This is a genomic window from Gammaproteobacteria bacterium, assembly GCA_034522055.1.
In the GTDB taxonomy this organism is placed as follows: Bacteria; Pseudomonadota; Gammaproteobacteria; order JAABTG01; family JAABTG01; genus JAABTG01.
In genome coordinates this window covers 3,246,666-3,268,389 of the sequence record JAXHLS010000002.1, presented here as the reverse complement: position 1 = coordinate 3,268,389, position 21,724 = coordinate 3,246,666, and the positions used below count along the sequence as shown (strand labels likewise).

Sequence of the window (21,724 nt, the reverse complement as noted above, 5' to 3'; positions counted from 1 at the left end):
GGGAACAGCCAACAAGCCGGTATCGGCCTGCGGGGGGCCAAGGGCATGAAGCGCGTCGAAGCGAGCGACCAGCCGACTCAACCGATCATTCGATTTTCGCTCGGCCACCCTGGATGGGTGATCCGGATAACTACGCTGCTTACGCTCGTCCTGGCGCTTCTGGCGGCACTACCCAGTATCTGGCCTCAGATGTTCTTTCCGTTGGCCGCGCTGAAGGTGGATACCGATCCGGAGAACATGCTGTCTCAGGACGAGGCAGTGCGAGTATTCCATAATCGGATGAAGCGCGAATTCTCCATTTACGACATGGTGGTCGTCGGTGTGGTGAACGACACGCATCCCGCCGGCGTATTCAATCCGCAGACCCTGGGCAATGTGTATGCTCTGACCGAGTTTGCGAAGACCCTGCGCTGGCCGGACGATGCGGCGCCCGATGGTATGGGCGGCGTGATCGAGTCTGAGATCCTCGCTCCATCGACGCTGGACAACATAGAGCAAGACGGGCTTGGTACCGTTCGCTTCGACTGGCTGATGCCCGCACCACCGACCACCCAGCAAGAGGCGGCGGTGGTACGCGATCGGGCGTTGAAAATCCCCTTTCTTAAGGGCACGGTGGTGTCGGAGGATGGCAAGGCCCTGAGCCTGTATCTGCCGCTCAACAGCAAACACCTGACCTACCGCACCTATACGCAGCTGCGTGATCGTATCGCCGAGTTCGAGGGTGACGAGCGTTACTTCATCACCGGACTGCCGGTCGCAGAGGACAACTTCGGGGTCGAAATGTTCATCCAGATGGCCATCTCCGCGCCGTTGTCGATGCTAATCATCTTCCTGCTGATGTGGTTCTTCTTCCGCAAGCTGTCCCTTGTGGTATCGCCGATGATCATCGCGATGGTATCGGTGATCTGCACCATGGGCCTGTTGATCGTGACCGGCCACACCGTCCATATCATGAGTTCCATGATCCCAATCTTCATTATGCCGATCGCGGTGCTGGACTCGGTGCACATCCTGTCGCAGTTCTTCGACCGCTATCAGGAAACCAACGACCGGCGCACGACCATCGAGCGGGTCATGCGCGATCTCTTCAAACCGATGCTCTACACCTCCCTCACGACCGCGGCCGGTTTCGCCTCCTTGGCGCTCGCACCCATCCCGCCGGTCCAGGTGTTCGGCCTGTTCGTGGCCTTCGGCGTCATGTTGGCCTGGCTGCTCACCATCACCTTCATCCCCGCCTACATCATGCGCATGCCGGAGGCCTCTCTGCAGGGGTTCGGCATGCCGGGCGGTCCGGGTGGCTCGTCGCGCAATCCCCTGATGGCGCGCCTACTGCACTGGCTCGGTAACCAGACCTTCCGCTGGGCCAAGCCCATCCTGCTGCTCACCGTGGTCGGCAGCGCCATTTCCGTCTATGGCATTACGCGCATCGTCATCAATGACAATCCCATCCGCTGGTTCGCGGAGTCACATGAGATTCGAATCGCTGACGCGGTGCTCAATGAACACTTCGGCGGCACCTATATGGCCTACCTGAGCCTGAAGCCCAACGACGGCAGCAACATACTTGAACGCCTTGCGGAATGGGGGAAAGAACAGGCGACGTCTGGTCCAGAACAGCAGGTGTTGACCGATTTGCAGCGCGAGGCCATCGGCCTTGCGCGTGCCGGTAGAAACGACAGCGAGGCACTGGCCGCGCTCGGTGAGTTGGTACAGGGGCGGCTGGTGGCGGCACGGGGTGCGATGGGCGACGCATGGGAACAGGCAGCGGAGTTTGTCGCTGCCGAGCGCCTGCGTCTGCAGGTGTTCAAGCAGCCCGAGGTACTGGCCTATCTGGCGGGTCTGCAGGATGCGCTGGCGGCCACCGGCAGCGTCGGCAAAACCAACTCGATGGTGGATATCGTCAAGACGGTGCACCGTGAACTGCTGCTCAGCGAGACGGCGCAGTTTCGTATCCCTGATTCGGCCACAGCGGTCGCCCAGACCCTGCTGGTATTCCAGAACAGTCACCGACCGCAGGATCTCTGGCATTTCGTCACCCCAGATTTTCGTCGCGCCAGCATCTGGGTACAGATGACCAGTGGCGACAATCTGGACATGACGCGCGTGGTGGACAGCGTCGACCGCTACCTGGCTGCGCATCCACCGCCGGTGGAGTTAGAGGCCCGCTGGTATGGTCTCACTTATATCAACATGGTTTGGCAGGAACGCATGGTCACCGGCATGCTGCACGCCTTTCTCGGCAGCTTTCTGATCGTGTTTCTGATGATGCTGGTGATGCTACGCTCGGGCCTTTGGGCGCTGTTGTCGATGATCCCTCTCACCATGACGATCGGCTCCATCTACGGCATCATCGGCCTGATCGGAAAGGACTACGACATGCCGGTGGCGGTGCTGTCATCGCTTTCGCTCGGCCTCGCGGTCGACTTCGCGATCCACTTCCTGGTACGCGCACGAATACTGGCGACCGAGCGGGGTTCCTGGAAAGTGGCGGCCGGACCGGTATTCGGCGCGCCGGCGCGCGCGATAACCCGCAACGGCCTGGTGGTCTCGCTGGGTTTTCTGCCGCTGCTGCTGGCGCCGCTGGTACCCTATCAGACGGTCGGTGCGTTGATCGCTGCGATCCTGATCGCCTCGGGCGCCGCCACCTTGGTACTGCTGCCGGCACTGATCCGGGTGCTGGAGCCCTGGTTGTTTCCACGCAGCGAGGGTTGCCGCATGACCTGCAACTATTTGACCTGCACGCTATTGTCGCTGGCGCTGGTGGGCATCGTGCTGTTGAATCTGAATCAGTTCGCCGGTGTCTCGCTGCATACCCTCGGGTGGACACTACTGGCCGCGCTGATCGGCGCCGGCCTGTTGTGCCAGCCGTTGGCGCACCGGCGCAGGCAGGTCGTGCAAGCAGATGCTGCGCTTGGGTCCGGCGATAACGAAAGCAGTAAGGAGCAGTAATGTGAACGGTATGCGAATGAAAAGCTTTGGAGGCTTGGGCGTGCTGGCGCTGCTCATGGTCGGCGGCGGCGCGCTGGCTGACGGCCTGACGGTGGAGGAGATCGTGCAACGCACCGAGCAGGTGGCCTATTATCAAGGGGACGATGGAAAGGCGCGTGTGACCATGACCATCACCGACGGCCAGGATCGCGTGCGTAACCGCCGCTTCCTGATCCTGCGCCGGGATCAGGACGAGAACGCGGGTGAGGACACCGCGCAGCAGAAATACTTCGTCTACATCAAGTATCCGGCGGATGTAAAGAACACCGTCTTCATGGTATGGAAGAATCCTGAGCGCGATGACGACCGCTGGCTCTATCTGCCCGCGCTGGACCTAGTCAAACGCATCGCGGCCGGCGACCAGCGCACCAGTTTTCTGGGCTCGGATTTCTACTACGAAGATATCTCCGGCCGCAGCATCAACAAAGACCGTCACAGGCTGACCACGACCACTGACGATTACTATGTCCTGGACAGTGCGCCCAAGCAGCCCGAACAGGTCGACTTCGCTCGCTTCACCATGTGGATCCACCGCGAAAGCTTCGTTCCGGTGCGGGTCGAATACTTCGACGCGCAGGACCGCAAGTATCGGGAATACGAGGTCCTCGAGGTAGCCACGATCCAGGGACACCCGACGGTGATGAAATCGCGTATGAAAGATCTGCGCGATGGCGGTGAGACGGTGTTGGCCTTCGACCGGGTCGCCTACGATCTCGGTCTGCCCGAGGAAATCTTCTCCGAGCGATACCTGCGTCATCTCCCGGTGAGCTATCTGAAGTGATCGTCCGCTGCCTAGGCATTGCGTTCGCCCTGGTCTGCAGCGGCGCCTGGGGTGCGGCCCCGGCGCTGCCCAAGGGTCTGGGTGGGCTGGGTACGTCGCCGCCTGCGGCCGACAGCGCCGTGGACGAGACGGATTCGGCGCTGTCGCGCGATCTAACGCTGGCGGGCTTTTGGGAGGGGCGGTCCGGCATACGCACCCAGGACGATCCGAACCAAAACCAGGCGACTCTCGGCGAGACCCGCCTGCAGCTGCGCCTGGAGCATGCCGACGAGCGGGTGACCGCGAGACTGACCACGGACTTTCTGCTCGACGCTGTGCAGGACCAGGACCAGCATGGCCTGGATCAAGCGGACGGCGAGGGCTATGTCGATCTGCGCGAGGCCAGCCTGGCCTTCCGCGTGATTAAGCAGGCCGATATCAAGGCCGGCCGCCAGATACTGACCTGGGGGACCGGCGATCTCATATTTGTCAACGATCTGTTTCCCAAGGATTGGGTATCGTTCCTGATCGGTCGCGATGTGGAATACCTCAAGGCCCCCTCTACCTCGGTGAAGCTGGCGCTGTTCTCGGACTTTGCCAACCTCGATCTGGTCTACACACCGCGCTTCGAGCCGGACCGCTATATTGACGGTGATCGGCTGTCTTTTTTCAATCCGTTAGAGAATCGCCTGGTGGGTGAAGATGATAATCTGCACACCGACGTCCCGGACCAATGGTGGCATGATGATGAGTTCGCGCTGCGCCTGCACCGTCAACTGTTCGGTTATCAGTTCGCGGTTTATGGTTACCGCGGTTACTGGAAAAGCCCGGCAGGTTTCGATCTGACCAACGGCGACGGCATCTTCCCCGCGCTTTCGGTGGTCGGTGCCAGCGTAGAGGGGCCGCTGGCCGCCGGGATCGGCAATCTCGAGATCGGGTACTACGACTCCAGAGACGACCGCGACGGCGACGATCCTGGCATACGCAACAGCGAACTCCGTGTTCTCGCCGGATATCGTCAGGAACTGGCCCGCGACCTGACGCTCGGCCTGCAGTATTACCTGGAACGCATGCAGGACTACGGCGACTATCGCGACAGTCTGCCCCCGGACAACCCGTCGCAGGACCGCAGCCGGCATATGCTGACCACACGCCTGACCCGGCTGGAGCTGGATCAGAACCTGCGTCTGTCATTGTTTGTGTTTTATTCACCGTCGGATGACGACGGCTATGTTAGGCCGAGCGCGACCTTTTCCGTGGACGACCACTGGACCCTGGAGGGCGGTGCCAACTGGTTCTTCGGCGACGAGAAGCACACCTTCTTCGGTCAGTTTCAGGACGACACCAACCTGTATGCGGCCATCCGCTACAACTTTGCCCAGTAGCAGTCCACCTCTGCGTCCCGAACCATCCCGTAACGGCGGGCCATCCGTCCTATTTCATGCCGACCTCGATTGTCTGTGTCGTATCCAGCAGGCGCTCGGAGAGTGCGCCATCCGGTCGAACTGGCGAAGGATTGATTGCCAGGCAAATCAGTCGTTGAGTCAGCAAGCGGGCGGCGGCAAGCAACCGGTGACAAAAGAGCCGGAATCGGGTAGATGCAGAGAAAGATAATCGTGACCCAATGGATCCGGGCAAGCGCAACTCGCCCATCGCCATTCCCGCCGACGAGGACTCCACCGTGATGCTCGATGGCAGCGACCGGACCTGCGCCTGGAACGACCAGGACTTCGCCGAAGGCGACCGGGTATGCGACGGCGGCACCGGCTACGAGTGCAGCTTCGGCAAATGGGTGAAGACCGACGGCAGCTGCTGACCGGACTTCCTTCACGCGCCCGCCGCCGGCTCGCCAAGCGCAGCGGCGACCCGCTCCAACACCGCCTCGGGATCGTCACCGTCGTCATAGGGCACCACGGCGGTGCGTAACGAGTAGCCCGGAAGGGTGACCACCCGGGCCTGCAGGCGCTCGACGATGAGTTCCGCCCCCGCCAGCGGCGTGCGACTCAGCATGAGGATGAAGCGGTTGCCACCGCAGCGGGCGAACAGGTCCACGGTACGGGTGGCCTCACGCACGTAGTCGGCGATGACCTTGAGCACCACCTCCTCGATAGCCGGGCTGTCCGCCGCTTCTTCGTCGCCCGCCAGCACGTCGAAGGCCAGCAGCGTCAGGGGCTCGGCATAGCGCCGCACCTTTTCCACCTCGAGGCCGAGGTGGGCCTTGAAATAGGCCATGGAGAAGGCCCCGGTGGGCAGGTCCCGGATCAGGGTCCTCTGCTCTTCGCTGTGGGCGAGGCGCCGGGCGAGGATGTCGCTCAGATTGCGAAACAGCCTGGCGGCCAGCGGGGCGTTGCGCCGCGCCACCCGCTCCAGGCCCTGCCAGTCGAGGGCCAGCAGCCGAGCCGGCTCCACGGCGATGACGTCGGCGGTGCGCGGCGCGCTGGACACCAGGGCGATCTCGCCGAACACCTCGCCGGGACCCAGCACGCTCAGCAGGTCGCGGGTGCCGTCGGCCCGCCACTTCCATACGTCCACGCACCCTTCCAGGACCACGAACATGCGCCGGTCGGCAGCACCCTGGCTCACCACCCGGCTGCCGGCGGGATGCGCCTCGATACCGCCGAGCAGCACCGCCTGCTTGATCTGACGGGGCTTCAAGCCTCGGAACAGGGCACAGCGGCAGATCACCTCCGAGCGCAGCTGCAGGGACAGCATCTCCCACAGGGTGATGAGCCGGACACTGGCCAGCATCGCCGGTGCCACCAGGAAGGTGGCGATGAGCGCCAGCACCATCACCATGGCCGCCAGCAGCCCGAAGCGCACCAGCGGTGGAAAGCCCGACAGGGCGAGTACGGCGAAGCCCAGGGCCAGGGCCACCGAGGTGGCGACGATGGGACCGAGCTCGTCGCGGATGGTGGCCGCCAGCGCCGACTCCTCGCGGGCGCCGGCGTGGCTGTTCTCGTGGTAACGCACCAGGAAATGCAGAGTATCGTCCACGCACACACCGAGGGCGATGGCCGCCACCATGGCGGTGCCGTTGTCCAGGGGAATGCCGGCAAAGCCCATGACCCCGAACAGCACCACGATGGGCACGGCGTTGGGGACCACCGCCACCACCCCCGCCCACGGGTTCCAGAACAGCACCGCCACCACGCCGAAGATCATGGCCGCCATCAGGGCCAGGGACTGGGCCTGGCCCACGGCCATGCCGCGGGCGGCCTCGGCCGACAGCACCGAGGTCCCGGTGAGATGGAGCGTGAGCCCGCTCTCCAGCTCCTCCCCGGCGATGTCGCGAATGCCTTCCAGCAGGCCGACCAGCTCGGCGCTGGCACGAACGTGGTGGCGCACCACGATGCGGGTCTCGCTGAAGTCGGCGGAGACGTAGGGCCGCACATGCTCGCGGCGCAGGAACAGACTGTACTCCCGAAGCAGGTCGTCGGCTTCCGGCAGGTACAGCTGGTCACCCTCCTCCTCGGTCATGACGGTGTTCACCAGGGCCATGTAATCGGCGAAGGACAGGGTACGGTCCACACCCGGCAGGGCGTCGATGCGGCGTTGCAGGCGGCGCACGGACTCCAGGTAACGGGCCTTGAGGAAAGTATCGGAGATACCCGCCCGCACCACCACCGAAAAGGCCTCGGTGCCGGTGAGACGCTCCTCCACCAGGCGGGTATCCGCCACCACCGGGTCCCCCGCCGGCAGAAAGTCCAGGGCGTTGTTGTTGATGCGCAAGCCGCCGGCGCCCCAGGCGAACACCATCACCACCAGCAGGGTCACCACCAACAGCGTGCCGCGGCGCCCCATGGCCACGGCCGTCAGTACCCGCGCCACGCCGTCGCCGCCACCACGGACGCTAGCCGGGAAGCCACGGTGGGACCCCACGACGGCCAGGACCGCCGGCACCAGGGTGACGGTGATGAGGAAGTTGAACAGCAAGCCGGTGGAGGCCAGCAGCCCGAACTCTCGCAACATCTGCAGATCGTTGAGGGCGATGGACAGGAAACCCACGTAGGTGGTCACCGCCGTCAGGGTGACGGCGGCACCCATGCGCCGGGCCATGTGACGCACCGCCGCGGGCCGCCCGCCACCGCCGGCGAGACCGGCGCGGTACTCGGTGAGAAGATGGATATCCTCGGTGGAGCCGATGACCACCAGCAGCGCCGGCACGATGGCGGTCATCACCCCCAACGGGATGGCCAGTGCCGCCATCAGGCCCAGGATCCACACCACGCTGAGGCCCGCGGTGGCGAGCGGCAGCAGAGCGCCACCGGGGCTGCGCAAGAGCAGCGCCAGGGTCACCACCAGCAGCGCGACCGACAGCGGGATGATGCGGCGCTGGTCCTCGGCGATGCGCTGGCTGATGGCCTCCCGCACCCGTGGGCCACCCACCTGGATGATCTCGTCCACCACGCCGCGCAGGGGCGCGACGGCCCGCTCCAGCGCCGCCACCACGGCGGCGTCCCCCGCCTCGGCATCGCCGTCGAACTCCACGTCGATGGCCAGGGTGCGGCCGTCGGCGGACAGCAGGCTGCCCACCACCATGGGGTTGAAGCGCGCCGCCCGCAACAGCCGGTCACGGCCTTGCGCGGTCTGCGGCAACTGCGCGAGGTAGGGCTCGGTGTGAACGAAGTCGTCCACCACCCGCACGTGGGGCACCGAGAACAGGCTGCGGGTGGCGGCGACGAAAGGCAACCGCTCCAGGTCGTCGATGACGTTGGCGATGGCCTGCAGCCGCTCCGTGGCCAGCAGCTCGTCGTCGCTGAGCACGATGACCATGCCCTCGGCCGCACCGTAGCGGGCCTGGACCGCGTCGTGCAGTTGCCGGGCCTCACCGCCCGCCGGCAGCAGGGCCCGCGAGGAGACGTCCACAGTGAGCCGCGGTAGCGGCAGCACCGCCAACCCGGTCAGCAGCGCGAGGAGCACCAGCACCGGCCACGGATAGCGGGCGGCCAACAGCATCAGCCGGGTCATGGCGTGATTCCTCCTCCCTCGTCCCTGTCCGCATCGCCGCGGCTTGTTCTTGTTGAAGAACAAAAGCGTAGACCGGAAACGCCCCTGCCGGGAACCCCCTGCCGACATTCCGGCCGGGCACTTTGCTATCCTCTACGGATATTCGGCCACCGGCGCCACAACGACCATGAACGAAGTCCACGCCCACGCGTTGCCTGCCGGGACCCTGCTCGAAGGCTTCGAGATCACCGATATCCTCGGCACCGGCAGCTTCGGCATCACCTACAAGGCCACCGACCATACCCTGGAACGGGAGGTGGCCATCAAGGAGTACCTGCCCAGCGGCCTGGCCTACCGGGAGGCCGACAGCCGCACCCTCTCCCCCGTCTCCCAGTCCAGCGAGCACAGCTATGCCTGGGGTCTGCGGCGTTTCCTGGACGAGGCCCGGGTGCTGGCCCGCTTCAACGAGCCCAGCATCATCCGCGTGATCCGTTACCTTGAGGCCAATGGCACGGCCTACTTCGTCATGGACTACCTGGCGGGCGAGTCCCTCTATGAGCGTATCGGCCGTAATCCCATGTCCGAGGCCGAGGCCCGGGCCCTCCTGCATCCCCTGCTGAAGGGCCTCGCCACGGTGCATGAGAACCACTACCTGCACCGGGACATCAAGCCCCACAACATCTACCTGCGGGAAGACGGTTTCCCCATCCTCCTGGACTTCGGCTGCGCCCGCCAGCATCTCGGGCAGGCCGCCAATACCATGACGGTGATGGGATCACCGGCCTATGCACCCTTCGAACAGCTCCACGACGGCGACCAGCCCCTGCCCAGCGCCGACCTCTACTCCCTTGGAGCCACGGTGTTTCATTGCGTCTACGGGCGCCCGCCGCCGGTCTGCACCAAGCGCATCACCGAACTGATGGCCGGCACGGAGGATCCCCTCAGCGACGGGCTGGCGGAGATCGCGGCGGCCGGGACCTGCGGCGAGGCCTTCCTGAACGTCCTGGACTGGATGCTGAGCCCCTACCCCGCCGATCGGCCCCAGACCGCCGGTGACGTCATCGCGGCCCTCGAGGGCGGCGACCTCGACGACCTGCGCCGCGGCTCGGACGGCAAGCGCAGGCAACAGCAGGTATGCATGGAGAACATGGATACCATGCCCGCCGGCACCCCGCCCGCCACCACCGGCACGGGCTCCCCCTGGGAGGAATCCCTGCTCCAGGACCTGGAGGCCGTGCTGGCGCGCTACATCGGCCCCCGCTCCCTGGAACTGGTGCGGGGCGTGGCCGCCGGTCACCGCGACTTTCCGGCCCTGGTGGAGGCCCTCGCCCGCTTTATTCCGGCCCCCGACAGACGCGCCGCCTTCCGCGCGCGGGTGCACGAGGTCACGGGCCGGGAGGTCGTGGCACCGGCCCCTGCTGCGCCAGCCCCGCCCTCCAATCCGGGTTTCGATGCCGAGCTGCTGGCGCGGCTGCGCGAGGAACTGGCGGAATACCTCGGACCCATCGCCGGAGTGCTGGTGAAGCGTTACGCCCGTTCGGCGCCGAACCGTGATGCCCTGTTGCGGGAGCTCGCGGACGAACTCCCCGACCACTCCAGCGCCGAGGCCTTCCTCGCGAGGATGAGAAAGCCATGAGTCTGACCGCAAAGTTCAATCTGATCATCGTGGCCGCCTTCCTGCTGGGGCTGGCGGCCACCGGCGCCGTGACCTACAAGGTGCTGCAGGATAACGCGCGGCGCCACGTGGTGGAGAGCGCGGGTCTGATGATGAGCGCCGCCGGCGGCATCAGGACCTACACCGTGGGGGAGATCAGGCCCCTGCTGGCAGATCAGATGGCCCACGAGTTCCTGCCCCAGAGCGTGCCCGCCTACTCCGCCACCCAGGCCTTCCAGCACCTGCGCACCCTGCATCCCGAGTATGTGTACAAGGAGGCCACCCTCAACCCCACCAATCCGCGGGACCGTGCGGCCGACTGGGAGGCCGACATCATCAACCGCTTCCGCAACTTCGCGGACAGCCGGGAGATCATCGGCGAGCGGGACACCCCCACCGGCCGTTCCCTGTACCTGGCCCGCCCCATCAAGATCACCGACGAGGGCTGCCTGGTGTGCCACAGCACCCCGGACCGGGCGCCCCGCAGCATGGTGGCACGCTACGGCGACGACAACGGCTTCGGCTGGCAGATGAACGAGGTGGTGGGGGCCCAGGTGGTGTCGGTGCCCATGGCGGTCCCCGTCGCCGACGCCCAACGTACCTTCCTGGCCTTCATGGCCACCCTGACGGCGATTTTCCTTTTGCTCATGGTGGCCCTCAACATCACCCTGCGCCGGGTGGTCATCACCCCCGTCACCCGCATGGCCCGGGAGGCCGACAAACTCAGTAAGGGGGACTTCGGCGACACCGATCTGGACGACAGCGGCGGCGACGAGATCGCCACCCTGGCCCGGTCCTTCAACCGCCTGCGCCGCAGCATGGAGAAGGCCCTCGACATGCTGGAGCGCTGACCCGCCGGCCATGGCGTCCGGCACAGGCCCGGACCCACGTGGCCCATATCCATCCAGTGGGTAACACCCGGGCGAGACAGATGCGGCGACCCATTCCCGGGGACCACGGAGGACCCTGTGCCCTTCAGCCCTTCCCCTTGTTATCACCCTCTTCGGGGTCGAAGATGTCCTCCAGAGTGAGGTCCGTGAGCTGGCGTGGAGTTGACCCGCTTCGGTGGACACCCTAAGGCGTTGGATGAGATGTGTTCATTATGCCCAAGACACATGCCCCCTAAGCGCCGGAGTTCCGCCAGCAAATGATTGACCTGGTGCGCGTTGCTGCGCCTGATGCGCGAGCGCCAGCCGCGCACTGTGCTGGAGCTGGCCGAGTGGTCGGGTCGCGCGGCAAGGAACCTGTCACGCACGTTGCGTCACCTGGAGCGCCACGGTCTGGTCAAACTGCACGCAGCCCGGACACCCGCGCCGTGCGCCCGGAGACACTGGCCACCGAGTTTCTGATTGTGCTGGATTGACCTGAGAGGAACAGCGATGAAGTTCGAGGTGTATTGCGACGAGGCCAATCCGGATGTACTGACATCCGCGAATCCGCGTGCGCGACACCTCATGATCGGCAGTCTCTGGCTACCCGAAGAATTGCGTAACGAAATCAAATCACGTGTCGGGGCACTGCGGGAGCGCCACCAAGCCTGGGGCGAGATCAAGTGGAGCAAGGTGTCGCCCAACCGTCGCGACTTCTACGTCGAACTGATCGATCTGTTCTTCGCCTATGGCGACAATCTGCGTTTCCGCTGTATTGCCGTTGATCGAAACCAGCTCAATCTGGCGCTGCACGACAACGATGGCGAGCTGGGCTTCTACAAGTTCTACTACCAGCTGCTACATCACTGGATTCTGGATTTCAACGCCTACCGGATCTTCTGCGACGTCAAGAGCAACCGCGATCCAAAGCGTCTGCCTGTGCTGACCAAGTGTCTGGCGCGCGCGAATCTCACATCGAGTATCGAGAGCATCCAGTCGCTACCGTCTCACGAGGTGGTACTGATCCAGCTGTGCGATCTGTTGCTGGGCGCGGCCAGCAGTCGCATCAACGACACCCTGCGGGACGGTACCGCCAAGGCCGCCGTGGTTCAGCGTCTCGAATCAGCGCTGGGCCGACCGCTCGCCCCGACTCACAAGGGCGAAGAGAAGTTCAACATCTTCAAGATACGCCTGCAGGGAGGCTGGTAATGGCGTTACCGCCTCTCGTTCATTACGCCACGGTCGGTGAATACCGTTCGCATTACGCACGAGTCTACTGCCGGGGCCACATCCAGACCTTTGACGACATCCGCGTTTACTTCTCCGCCAGCAAGTTCGGGCACGTCTTTTACGAGAGCATGGCAAGGGATGGCCGCAAGAATGCCTTCTCGCCTGTTCGAGCACAGCGGATCGACTGGATTAAAGCCACCTTGGAACACCCTCAGGCCGCGCTGTTCGAGGGCTGGGACAAGAACGCACGCCGGTACGATGCGACACGCCGCGTGGCCGTGGTGTACGAGGACTTCGTGGTCGTGGTGGCGATGGGGCTGAAGCAGGACGGCACGCTGAAAGCCAACTTCGTGACCTGTTACCAGGCCGACAACAGCATCGGAAAGATCAGAAGGTCGCCGACATGGTCACGGACAGCATGCCTCCGCCTGCTGGGAGGTGGCCCGTGATGGCAGCCCAGAAAAGACAAAGGCCGCTGATTCGCTACGCGGGTTCAGCGGCCGAGACCTCGATACGTTCAAAGCCGATAGGCAGAGAACTCAACACGAAAGTCTATTCCAAGCGACACTTTTGTCAAGCCAGCTTGGCTATGGCTCAAAGCCGGACTAGCTGCCGGCCTTGCGCCAAACTGCCGAGCCAAAAGCCGGAGAAAACCACGTAACTCTTTGGCCTGGCGAGATTTTCGGTTCCGTCCATACCGAATACCCCAGCCAAAGCAATGCGCCGCACATGATCGGCGAGCAGCGCACCTTCACCAATGGCCGCATCATCGTCACCGGCGGTCGCGTGCGCCGTGGCAAGCAGAAGCGCGCTGACTACCTGCTGTACTACTGGCGCGCCTACCCGCTGGCCATCGTGGAAGCGGCTCCCCCGCACACGCGGGGATCGACCCGTCGTCGAATAGACGGTCTGGTCATGGGTTTGGGCTCCCCCGCACACGCGGGGATCGACCGTCCGCGAACGTCGAGGAAATCTTGACGTTGGTGGCTCCCCCGCACACGCGCGGATCGACCCTTCGCGGACAGCCGGGAGATCATCGGCGAGCGGGACACCCCCACCGGCCGTTCCCTGTACCTGGCCCGCCCCATCAAGATCACCGACGAGGGCTGCCTGGTGTGCCACAGCACCCCGGACCGGGCGCCCCGCAGCATGGTGGCACGCTACGGCGACGACAACGGCTTCGGCTGGCAGATGAACGAGGTGGTGGGGGCCCAGGTGGTGTCGGTGGCCATGGCGGTCCCCGTCGCCGACGCCCAACGTACCTTCCTGGCCTTCATGGCCACCCTGACGGCGATTTTCCTTTTGCTCATGGTGGCCCTCAACATCACCCTGCGCCGGGTGGTCATCACCCCCGTCACCCGCATGGCCCGGGAGGCCGACAAACTCAGCAAAGGGGATTTCGGCGAGACCGAGCTGGATGACAGCGGCGGCGACGAGATCGCCACCCTGGCCAGGGCCTTCAACCGCCTGCGCCGCAGCATGGAGAAGGCCCTCAACATGCTGGAGCGCTGATGGCGGCCAGCGCCGGCCGTCAGCCCCCTTTATCCTTGTCGTCTTCCTCGTCGAGGTCGAAGAGATCCTCCAGGGTCAGGTCCGTGAGCTGGCGGATGGTACGCCAGATGAGCACCATGATGGCCATCATCATGGCCATGGACGGCAGGGCGATGACGGGATAGCTGAGCAGGGTCATGCGGCCCAGTTCCTCGTTGAAGGCGCTGCTGCCGGCGGGGCTGGTGACTATCCATGTGGCCAGGATGTAGTTCATCACCGCAGAGAAGAAGAACGTGCCCGCCAGCAGATAGCTGGACCACAACAGGCGCTTCTCGAACAGGGCCTCGTTATTGCGCTGGGCCAGGCGCTCCTGGATCTTGGCCGTGTCCACCACCGTCGGGTTGTAGAGCATGGCCTTCAGCAGGGGATAGGGGGTGAAAGTGGAGATGAGCACCGCCAGTCCGAGTATGCCCGGGATCGCCGCCTCCTTGATGGCCAGCCATTGGGGGTCCAGCTCCATGAGGCCGATGCCGCCGGTCAGCAACACGCTCACCAGGCCGAGCACCGCGATGATGTTGAACTTGCGATAGCGCAGCCGCTCGAAGAGCCACCAGCCGATGGGAAAGAGCAGGGCCACCACCAGGGCGCCGCTGGCCCCGAGATGGTCGTCACCACTCAGCTTCATGAGAATGGCCGAGGGGATGACGATGCCCAGCAGCAGGTCTACCAGCGGCCGCGGCTTGTGGTCGGGTAAACCGACGTCGTCGCGGGGAGAACGGTCTGTCATGTTTTGCCTGTCACGCCTCACGAGCACGGGGCCGGCACCACGCCATACCCAACGTGGGGCATTGTAACCCGTCATCCCGCGGTGGAAACCTCGACACGCCCTCCTTGGCCGTGGAGGAAACGGCACCATCCCCGACCGGGAACCCACGTCCATCGCGAGGCATGCCGTGACGGCCGGCGCCTATGGGGAGACATACGCCGTCAGGCCACGGTGACGGCGTCGCTCAGATAGACATCCTGGATGGCGTGCAGCAGTTCCACGCCCTCGGCCATGGGGCGTTGGAAGGCCTTGCGCCCGGATATCATCCCCATACCACCGGCGCGCTTGTTGATGACCGCCGTGCGCACCGCCTGGGCCAGATCGCCACTGCCGCTGGACGCCCCTCCGGAGTTGATGAGCCCGGCCCGCCCCATGTAGCAGTTGGCCACCTGATAGCGCACCAGATCGACGGGGTGGTCGGTGGTGAGTTCGTCATACACCTTCTGATGGGTCTTGCCGAAGCCGATGGCCGGATAGCCGCCGTTGCCCACCGCCTGCTTCTGCTTGACGATGTCGGCATCGATGGTGACCGCCAGATGATTGGCCTGCCCCGTGAGGTCCGCCGCGGTATGGTAGTCGGTACCCTCGTGCTTGAAGGCGGGATTGCGCAGATAGGCCCACAACACCGTGGCCATGCCCAGCTCGTGGGCCTGTTGGAAGGCCTCGGAGATCTCCTGGATCTGGCGCCGGGACTCCTCCGAGCCGTAGTACACCGTGGCCCCCACCGCCACCGCACCCATATCGAAGGCCTGCTCCACGGAGGCGAACAGGGTCTGATCGTAGAAATTGGGATAGCTCAAGATCTCGTTGTGGTTGATCTTGAGCAGGAAGGGGATGCGGTGGGCATACCGGCGGGCCACCGAACTCAGCACCCCGAGGGTGGAGGCCACGGCGTTGCAGCCCCCCTCCATGGCCAGCTCGACGATGTTGGCGGGGTCGAAATAGGCGGGATTGGGGGCGAAGGAGGCCCCGCCCGAGTGCTCAACACCCTGGTCCACCGGCAGCATGGAAAGATAACCCGTCCCGCCGAGGCGACCATGGTCGAACAGGGTCTGCATGGCCCGCAGGACACCGGGTTTGCGGTTCTTGACCGCCACCACCCGGTCCACGTAGTCCGGGCCGGGCAAATGCAGGGCATCCCGCGAGATGGTCTCGCAGCGGTGCCCCAGCAGCGACTCGGATTCATCTTCTAGGTGTTTCTCGATATCGATCATTGCACACTCCCTCATGGCGACCATGAACAGCATAGTCGAAGCACGCGGGGTCGATGCAACCGGCGCGTCCACCGGGCACCGGGCGCGGCGGCGCCCGCGTGTGGCGCCCATAAAAAAAGCCACCCCGAAAGGTGGCTTCCCGTACGGCCCGCGCAGGCGCCGTCGCGTCAGGCAGGCTGTACGTTCGCGGCCGAGGGACCCTTGGGGCCCTGCTCCACCTCGAAGGTCACCTTCTGCCCTTCGGCCAAGGTCTTGAATCCAGAGCCGGTAATCGCCCGGTAGTGAACAAACACGTCCCGCTCACCACCCTCCGGGGTGATGAAACCGAAACCCTTCTTATCGTCGAACCACTTCACTGTTCCTGTAGTCACAGAAATACCTCTATCATAAAAAATTAAAATATCGCACTCGGATCCTGCAATATCTGGATGGGAGTAATAACAGCGAGACTGAAGATACCGCCCTATCGAAGGATTACGATGCGACGCCGGAACCTTACCCCACTCGCTCGTAAAAAGAAACAATCCCGGGCAGTCCCGGAACCACCCGGCAATTCAGCATTTTCTTATTCCCTGCATTCTCCATGGGACGTCAGGGGAAGCCAGTAACGGTTGGCGTAGTCCCGCTCCTCGTCCACCGCGGCCAGGGCCCGCATGCCCATATGTTCGAAGAACTCCCGGGCACCGGCCTGGGCCTTGACCAGCAGGCCGTCCCGGCCCAGTCCGCGGGCCTTGTCCTCTACCGACGCGAACAAGCGTGAGCCGACCCCTTTGCCATGCCACCGGGGGTCGACGTAGAGGCCATGCAGCAGCAATCCCTTATCCCCCGCGACAGGGCCGGTGGCGTCGTCGGGGTCCCAGGCGGCTATCCCCACCACGCCTCCCCCGACGTCCTCCGCCACCATGAAGCCCATGGCATCGAGGTCATGACGGTCATAACGGTAGACGGGCAGGCTCAGGCGCTTCACCCGTTCCGGCAGGTCCCATGACATCACGGCCGCCTCCACCACCGCGTTGATGGCGGCGAGGTCCTCCACCGCGGCCGGACGCATCCGCACTCTGTCCGTCTTGTCGTGCTCCTTCGATGGATGGTTCATGGTCTCAGGCCGGGATGTCGGTTGCCGGTAGCAACCGACGGGCGGTTTAAATTAACGTAAAGGTCGCGAAGCACGAACTCCCCCTCTCCCTCTGGGACAAATCCGTCGGGAACGGATTTGAACGCGCCTTGGCGCGGCCCGCAGGGCGAAGGGCAGGATGCCCGGAGTACAGGGATGGGGTGAGGGAACGAACATGGCGATACGCGCTCCTCTTTCATCATTTCGAGTGGCGCGTATCGCCATGAGAGTTAACTCGTAACCCGTAGGTTGGGATGAAGGACGAACCCCAACATGACCAGGGATCCAGCGAACAGTTGGGGTTCGCAGGCTCACCCCAACCTACGGGAGGCTTTGATTGGGTGTATGCGCAGGCCGACCTACCGGTCGCCGGCAACCGACGGGGATTCCGCCGTCAGGGAAAGGCCGGCACCGTGGGCTCTGTGCCCTCCACCTCGGCCTCGGGATGATGGCTCTTCACCAGATTCTCGATCTCCTCCACCCGGGCCTTCGGTACGTCGATGAGCATCAATATCTGACCGTCCTCCACCGCCTGCTCGAATTCCTTGAGCTGGGTGTTGGGGGCCGAGGCGCCGATCATGCTGGAGATCCAGGCACCGAGACCGGCCCCCGCGACACTCGTGCCGAGGATGGCGCCACCGCCGAGCACCAGGCCGGCAGGGGGAAAGGTGACCGCAGCGATGCCGGCCAGCAGCCCGGTCACACCCCCCACGGCCAGGCCGCGCTCGAGGGCGGGGACGAAATCGCTGGTCTGCAGAAGGGAGGCCTCCGGCAGGTGGCCCTGCTCGAGGGCCGCGGTGTCCTTCGCCACCAGGTGGATATGCCGTTCCTCGATACGCGCGAGCAGAAGCTCATCCACGATCTTCGATGCGCTTTCCACTTCCGGTACCAGAAAATATATCCTGCGCATATCGGACTCCTTCAGTTGTTGTAGATGGAACTTACCATATCAGTTCATGACCATCGGGCTAAAGAAGGCCCTCAGCGGCTCCATCCCCTTCATGGAAACAATAGCCGAACGCCGGATTAAAGCAATTCCCGGCGTAATCGCCTCGATGTTCGTCACCCGAGGTCCCGGGCGGGCGTGTCCCCCGTCCCAGGATACAGATGACAGGCCACCCGGTGCCCCTGGCCCCGCTCCACCGTCTCCGGAAAGACCGTGCGACAGACATCCATGGCCTCGGGACAGCGGGGATGGAAATGACATCCCGCCGGCGGGCTGTGGGGCGACGGCGGGTCGCCGGCCAGCCTGATGACCTCCCGGCGGGCCCGCGGATCCGGCACCGGGACCGCGGACAGCAGGGCACGGGTGTAGGGATGGGCCGGCGCCGCCATGACCCGGTCCGTGGGGCCGAACTCCACGATGCGCCCGAGATACATGACGGCGACCTCGTGGGCCAGGTATTCCACCACCGACATATTGTGGGTGATGAACAGGTAGGCGAGGCGAAGATCGTCCTGGAGGGCCCGCAGCAGATTCAGGATCTGGGCCTGCACCGAGACGTCCAGGGCGCTGGTGGGCTCATCGCACACCACCAGACGCGGCGATACCGCCAGGGCCCGGGCGATACAGATACGCTGGCGCTGGCCGCCGGAAAACTCATGGGGATAGCGGTGTTTCACCCCCGAATCCATCCCCACCTGCTCCAGCAACCGGTCCACCCGGGCCTGGCGTTCCCCCGAGCCGCCCCCCAGCCCCTGGGAGCGCATGCCCTCCTCGACGATGCGGTCCACGCGCATGCGCGGATTCATGGAGGAATAGGGGTCCTGGAAGATGATCTGCAGGGCCCGGCGGTAGGGCCGCAGGGCGCCCCCCCCCAGGGCCGTCAATTCGATGCCATCGAACAGCACCGAGCCGCCGCTGGGCCGGATGAGTTGCAGCAGGGCCTTGCCGGCGGTGGTCTTGCCGCAGCCCGATTCACCCACCAGGGCCACCGTATGCCCTTCGGGGATGCTCAGATCGATACCGTCCACCGCCCGGATGGCCCCGGTTGCCCGCCGCAGCAGGCCGCTGCGCACCGGGAAATGGACCCTGAGGTCCCGCACCTCCAGCAACGGCCGCTTGGCGCCGGGGGCCCCACCCGCCGGCGGCGGCGGGGACGGCTCGGCGCTGCGCTCGGCCTCGGCCGGCGGCTCGGCGGTGTAGAGGTGGCAGCGCACCGCCTGGCACTCGTCGACGGGGGTCCAGGCGGGTATCTCACCGGCACAGGGGGCGAAGGCGCGGTCGCAACGCTCGGTGAAACGGCACCCCGTGAAACGTCGGGTCAGGGGCGGCACCATCCCCGGTATGGACACCAGCCGCCCCCCCTTCTTGGCCGCGCCAGGCAGGGCGGCGAACAGGCGCCGGGCGTAGGGATGGCGCGGGTGGGCGAAAAAGGCGTCCCGCTCCCCCGTCTCCACCAGCTCGCCGGCGTACATCACCCCCACCTCGTGGGCCATCTCCGCCACCACCCCCAGATCATGGGTGATGAGCAGGATGGTCATGCCCAATTCCTCCTGGAGTCGGCGCAGCAGGGCCAGCACCTGGGCCTGGATGGTGACGTCCAGGGCGGTGGTGGGCTCGTCGGCGATGAGAATGTCCGGGCGGCCCGCCAGGGCCATGGCGATGATGACCCGCTGTTTCATGCCCCCCGAGAGCTGGTGGGGATAAGCGTCCAGGCGCCCGTCGGGGTCCGGGATCCCCACCTGGACCAGCAGCTGCCGGGCCTCGGCCCGCAGGGCCCGGCCGCGGAGGCCGCGGTGGCGCGCCAGGCCCTCGCCGATCTGATCCCCCACCCGCATCACCGGGTTCAGCGCCGTCTGGGGTTCCTGGAAGATCATCCCGATACGCCCGCCCCGCACCCGCCGCATGGCCTTCTCCGGCAGGCGCAGCAGATCCACGCCATCCAGCAGGGCCCGCCCCGCCGCCACCCGCCCTCCCGGTGGCAGCAGCCCCATGAGGGAGAAGGCGGTCATGGACTTGCCGCAGCCCGACTCACCGAGGATGGCGAAGGTGCGGCCGCGATGGAGTTCGAAGTCCACCCCGTCCACCGCCCGCACCTCGCCGTCGGCGGTATCCAGCACCGTCCGCAGGCCCTCCACCCGCAGCAATACGTCACTCATGGGGCGATGACTCCCTCGGAGCCGTCATCCCATGACAGCGCTGGGCCCCACCGACAAGAGACCGGGCCAACGGACCCCGGTGAGCAGGGAAGTAACCGGGTAGCCCCGCGGCGCCGGGTGTGAATGGTCATGGGCAACTCGTTGGTAGGGGACGCGTGGGCACTCACGAGCGGCGCGGGTCGAAGGCGTCGCGCACGGCATCGGCGAAGACGTTGGCCGCCAGCACCATGGTGAACATGAAGATGAAGGCGGCGGCCAGGCTCCACCATACCACCGGCTCCCGGGCCATCTCCAAGCGGGAGCTGTTGATCATGTTGCCCCAGCTGTTGGTGGTGGGATCCACGCCGATGTTGACATAAGACAGCACCGCCTCGGCCAGCACCAGGCCGCTGAAATCCAGGGCCACGGTGATGAGGACGATATGCATGACGTTCGGCACCACGTGGCGGGCGATGATGCCGCTATGGCTCACGCCGAAGCCGAGGGCGGCCTGGACGTATTCCACCTCCCTGAGCTTCAGGGTCTCGGCGCGCAGCAGCCGGCACAGGTTGGTCCAGCTGGTGATGCCGAGGATGATACACAGGGCCAGCAGGCGCAGATCGGCGCGGTCTTCCAGGGTGCCGAGGGCCTCGGCGTGGTTGGCCATGTAGATCTGCACCGTGAGGATGGCGGCGGCGATGAGCAGCACCCCGGGGATGGAATTCAGGGTGGTGTAGACATACTGGATGACATCGTCCACCAGCCCCCCGAAATAGCCCGCCGCCACGCCGAGGCCGATGGCGAAGGGCAGCATCACCAGGGTGGTGAGGGTGCCGATGACCAACCCCGTGCGGATGCTCTTGAGGGTCTGGTAGAACACATCCTGGCCGACCTTGTCGGTACCCAGCACGTGGTATCTGGGGGCCAGCTCCACGGCCAGGAACAGCAGTGCCAGCAGTACCCCCAGGGTGGCCAGCAGGGTGCGCCACGGCAGCACGTCCCGGCCCCCGACCATGATCCCCAGCGCCACCCGCCAGCCCGGGGTGCGGCGGCGCGCCACCCATCCCACCGCCGCCGCCGCCAGGGCCAGCCATACCAGGGCCGCGACGGCCAGGGCCCTCACGGCCCGCTGCCGGATGTCCCGCCCGCGCTGTCCCGGGTGCTCGAGGTGGGCCCCACCATGGGCGAGGCGCGGGTACTTGCGGGTCACCGTGCCATCGCCATGGGTGGTGCTCACCTTGGTGAAGGCATGGGTGGCGAAGGGGGCCGAATAGGAGGTCTCCGTGGACTCCCGCAGCGGTGTCAGGAGGGTATCCAGCACGCTCACCACCTGGCCGTCCGCCGCCGCCGCGCGGTAATGAACGGAATCCGCGAGGCCGATGACCACATAGACCCCCAGCACCACGATGGCCGCCATGCCCAACGGCGCGCGTGCCACCCGGCGCCAGTTGTCCAGCACATGGGGGCTGCGGCGCACCTGCCAGGCCCCCAGCAGGGCGACGACGACCAGCAGGTAGACCAGGGCATCGGTCCACAGGATCACCCACATG

Annotated in this window: 18 protein-coding genes and 1 pseudogene; 11 read left to right on the top strand and 8 right to left on the bottom strand. The window is 65.2% G+C overall.

Going from position 1 to position 21,724, the window contains the following annotated elements:
- Nucleotides 1-45 precede the first annotated feature (45 nt).
- The 4 genes from U5S82_15795 (at nt 46) to U5S82_15780 (ending at nt 5,564) form a co-directional block, all read left to right on the top strand.
- Entirely contained in the window at nt 46-2,949 is a 2,904-nt protein-coding gene (locus tag U5S82_15795) for an MMPL family transporter (protein MDZ7753072.1), read from the top strand.
- Between the two features lie 40 nt (nt 2,950-2,989).
- Nucleotides 2,990-3,769 (top strand): outer membrane lipoprotein-sorting protein, encoded by a 780-nt coding sequence (locus U5S82_15790; protein ID MDZ7753071.1) that lies wholly within the window; start codon nt 2,990-2,992, stop codon nt 3,767-3,769.
- Nucleotides 3,766-5,133 (top strand): hypothetical protein, encoded by a 1,368-nt coding sequence (locus tag U5S82_15785; protein ID MDZ7753070.1) that lies wholly within the window; start codon nt 3,766-3,768, stop codon nt 5,131-5,133. Before U5S82_15790 ends, U5S82_15785 begins: the two co-directional genes overlap by 4 nt.
- 239 nt (nt 5,134-5,372) lie before the next feature.
- Nucleotides 5,373-5,564, top strand: coding sequence for a hypothetical protein (locus tag U5S82_15780; protein MDZ7753069.1), 192 nt, complete (start codon nt 5,373-5,375; stop codon nt 5,562-5,564).
- Nucleotides 5,565-5,575: 11 nt separating this feature from the next.
- Here U5S82_15780 and U5S82_15775 read toward each other — a convergent pair whose 3' ends face one another.
- On the bottom strand, nt 5,576-8,716 hold the full coding sequence (locus U5S82_15775; GenBank protein MDZ7753068.1) for an MMPL family transporter: 3,141 nt from the start codon (nt 8,714-8,716) through the stop codon (nt 5,576-5,578).
- Nucleotides 8,717-8,882: 166 nt separating this feature from the next.
- Between U5S82_15775 and U5S82_15770 the strand changes: the two genes are divergently transcribed.
- The 7 genes and pseudogenes from U5S82_15770 (at nt 8,883) to U5S82_15740 (ending at nt 13,960) form a co-directional block, all read left to right on the top strand.
- Complete coding sequence (locus tag U5S82_15770) at nt 8,883-10,331, top strand: serine/threonine-protein kinase (GenBank protein MDZ7753067.1); 1,449 nt, start codon at nt 8,883-8,885, stop codon at nt 10,329-10,331.
- The gene (locus U5S82_15765) at nt 10,328-11,200 is read left to right on the top strand and encodes a DUF3365 domain-containing protein (GenBank protein MDZ7753066.1); all 873 of its coding nucleotides are present in this window, start codon (nt 10,328-10,330) and stop codon (nt 11,198-11,200) included. The genes U5S82_15770 and U5S82_15765 overlap by 4 nt, the downstream gene beginning before the upstream one ends.
- Nucleotides 11,201-11,728: 528 nt before the next feature.
- Nucleotides 11,729-12,427 (top strand): DUF3800 domain-containing protein, encoded by a 699-nt coding sequence (locus U5S82_15760; GenBank protein ID MDZ7753065.1) that lies wholly within the window; start codon nt 11,729-11,731, stop codon nt 12,425-12,427.
- On the top strand, nt 12,427-12,897 hold the full coding sequence (locus U5S82_15755) for a hypothetical protein (protein MDZ7753064.1): 471 nt from the start codon (nt 12,427-12,429) through the stop codon (nt 12,895-12,897). Before U5S82_15760 ends, U5S82_15755 begins: the two co-directional genes overlap by 1 nt.
- Nucleotides 12,898-13,066: 169 nt before the next feature.
- Nucleotides 13,067-13,426 (top strand): hypothetical protein, encoded by a 360-nt coding sequence (locus tag U5S82_15750; protein MDZ7753063.1) that lies wholly within the window; start codon nt 13,067-13,069, stop codon nt 13,424-13,426.
- A 24-nt stretch (nt 13,427-13,450) separates the two neighbouring features.
- Nucleotides 13,451-13,663 (top strand): annotated as a pseudogene (locus tag U5S82_15745) (DUF3365 domain-containing protein).
- The gene (locus tag U5S82_15740; GenBank protein MDZ7753062.1) at nt 13,640-13,960 is read left to right on the top strand and encodes a HAMP domain-containing protein; all 321 of its coding nucleotides are present in this window, start codon (nt 13,640-13,642) and stop codon (nt 13,958-13,960) included. Before U5S82_15745 ends, U5S82_15740 begins: the two are co-directional and overlap by 24 nt.
- A 19-nt stretch (nt 13,961-13,979) precedes the next feature.
- On the opposite strand, the gene U5S82_15735 is transcribed toward U5S82_15740, so the two are convergent.
- The 7 genes from U5S82_15735 to U5S82_15705 form a co-directional block, all read right to left on the bottom strand.
- Nucleotides 13,980-14,726, bottom strand: coding sequence for a VC0807 family protein (locus U5S82_15735; GenBank protein ID MDZ7753061.1), 747 nt, complete (start codon nt 14,724-14,726; stop codon nt 13,980-13,982).
- Between the two features lie 200 nt (nt 14,727-14,926).
- Complete coding sequence (locus U5S82_15730; protein MDZ7753060.1) at nt 14,927-15,979, bottom strand: class I fructose-bisphosphate aldolase; 1,053 nt, start codon at nt 15,977-15,979, stop codon at nt 14,927-14,929.
- 167 nt (nt 15,980-16,146) lie between these two features.
- Nucleotides 16,147-16,350, bottom strand: a complete 204-nt coding sequence (locus U5S82_15725; protein MDZ7753059.1) for a cold-shock protein — start codon at nt 16,348-16,350, stop codon at nt 16,147-16,149.
- Between the two features lie 194 nt (nt 16,351-16,544).
- Entirely contained in the window at nt 16,545-17,075 is a 531-nt protein-coding gene (locus U5S82_15720; protein ID MDZ7753058.1) for a GNAT family N-acetyltransferase, read from the bottom strand.
- A 412-nt stretch (nt 17,076-17,487) separates the two neighbouring features.
- The gene (locus U5S82_15715) at nt 17,488-18,003 is read right to left on the bottom strand and encodes a DUF1269 domain-containing protein (GenBank protein MDZ7753057.1); all 516 of its coding nucleotides are present in this window, start codon (nt 18,001-18,003) and stop codon (nt 17,488-17,490) included.
- A gap of 152 nt (nt 18,004-18,155) precedes the next feature.
- Nucleotides 18,156-20,195, bottom strand: a complete 2,040-nt coding sequence (locus U5S82_15710) for an ABC transporter ATP-binding protein (protein MDZ7753056.1) — start codon at nt 20,193-20,195, stop codon at nt 18,156-18,158.
- Nucleotides 20,196-20,358: 163 nt separating this feature from the next.
- Nucleotides 20,359-21,723 carry an ABC transporter permease gene (locus U5S82_15705; GenBank protein ID MDZ7753055.1) on the bottom strand — a complete coding sequence of 455 codons (1,365 nt, stop codon included), beginning with the start codon at nt 21,721-21,723 and terminating at the stop codon, nt 20,359-20,361.
- Nucleotide 21,724: the final 1 nt, after the last annotated feature.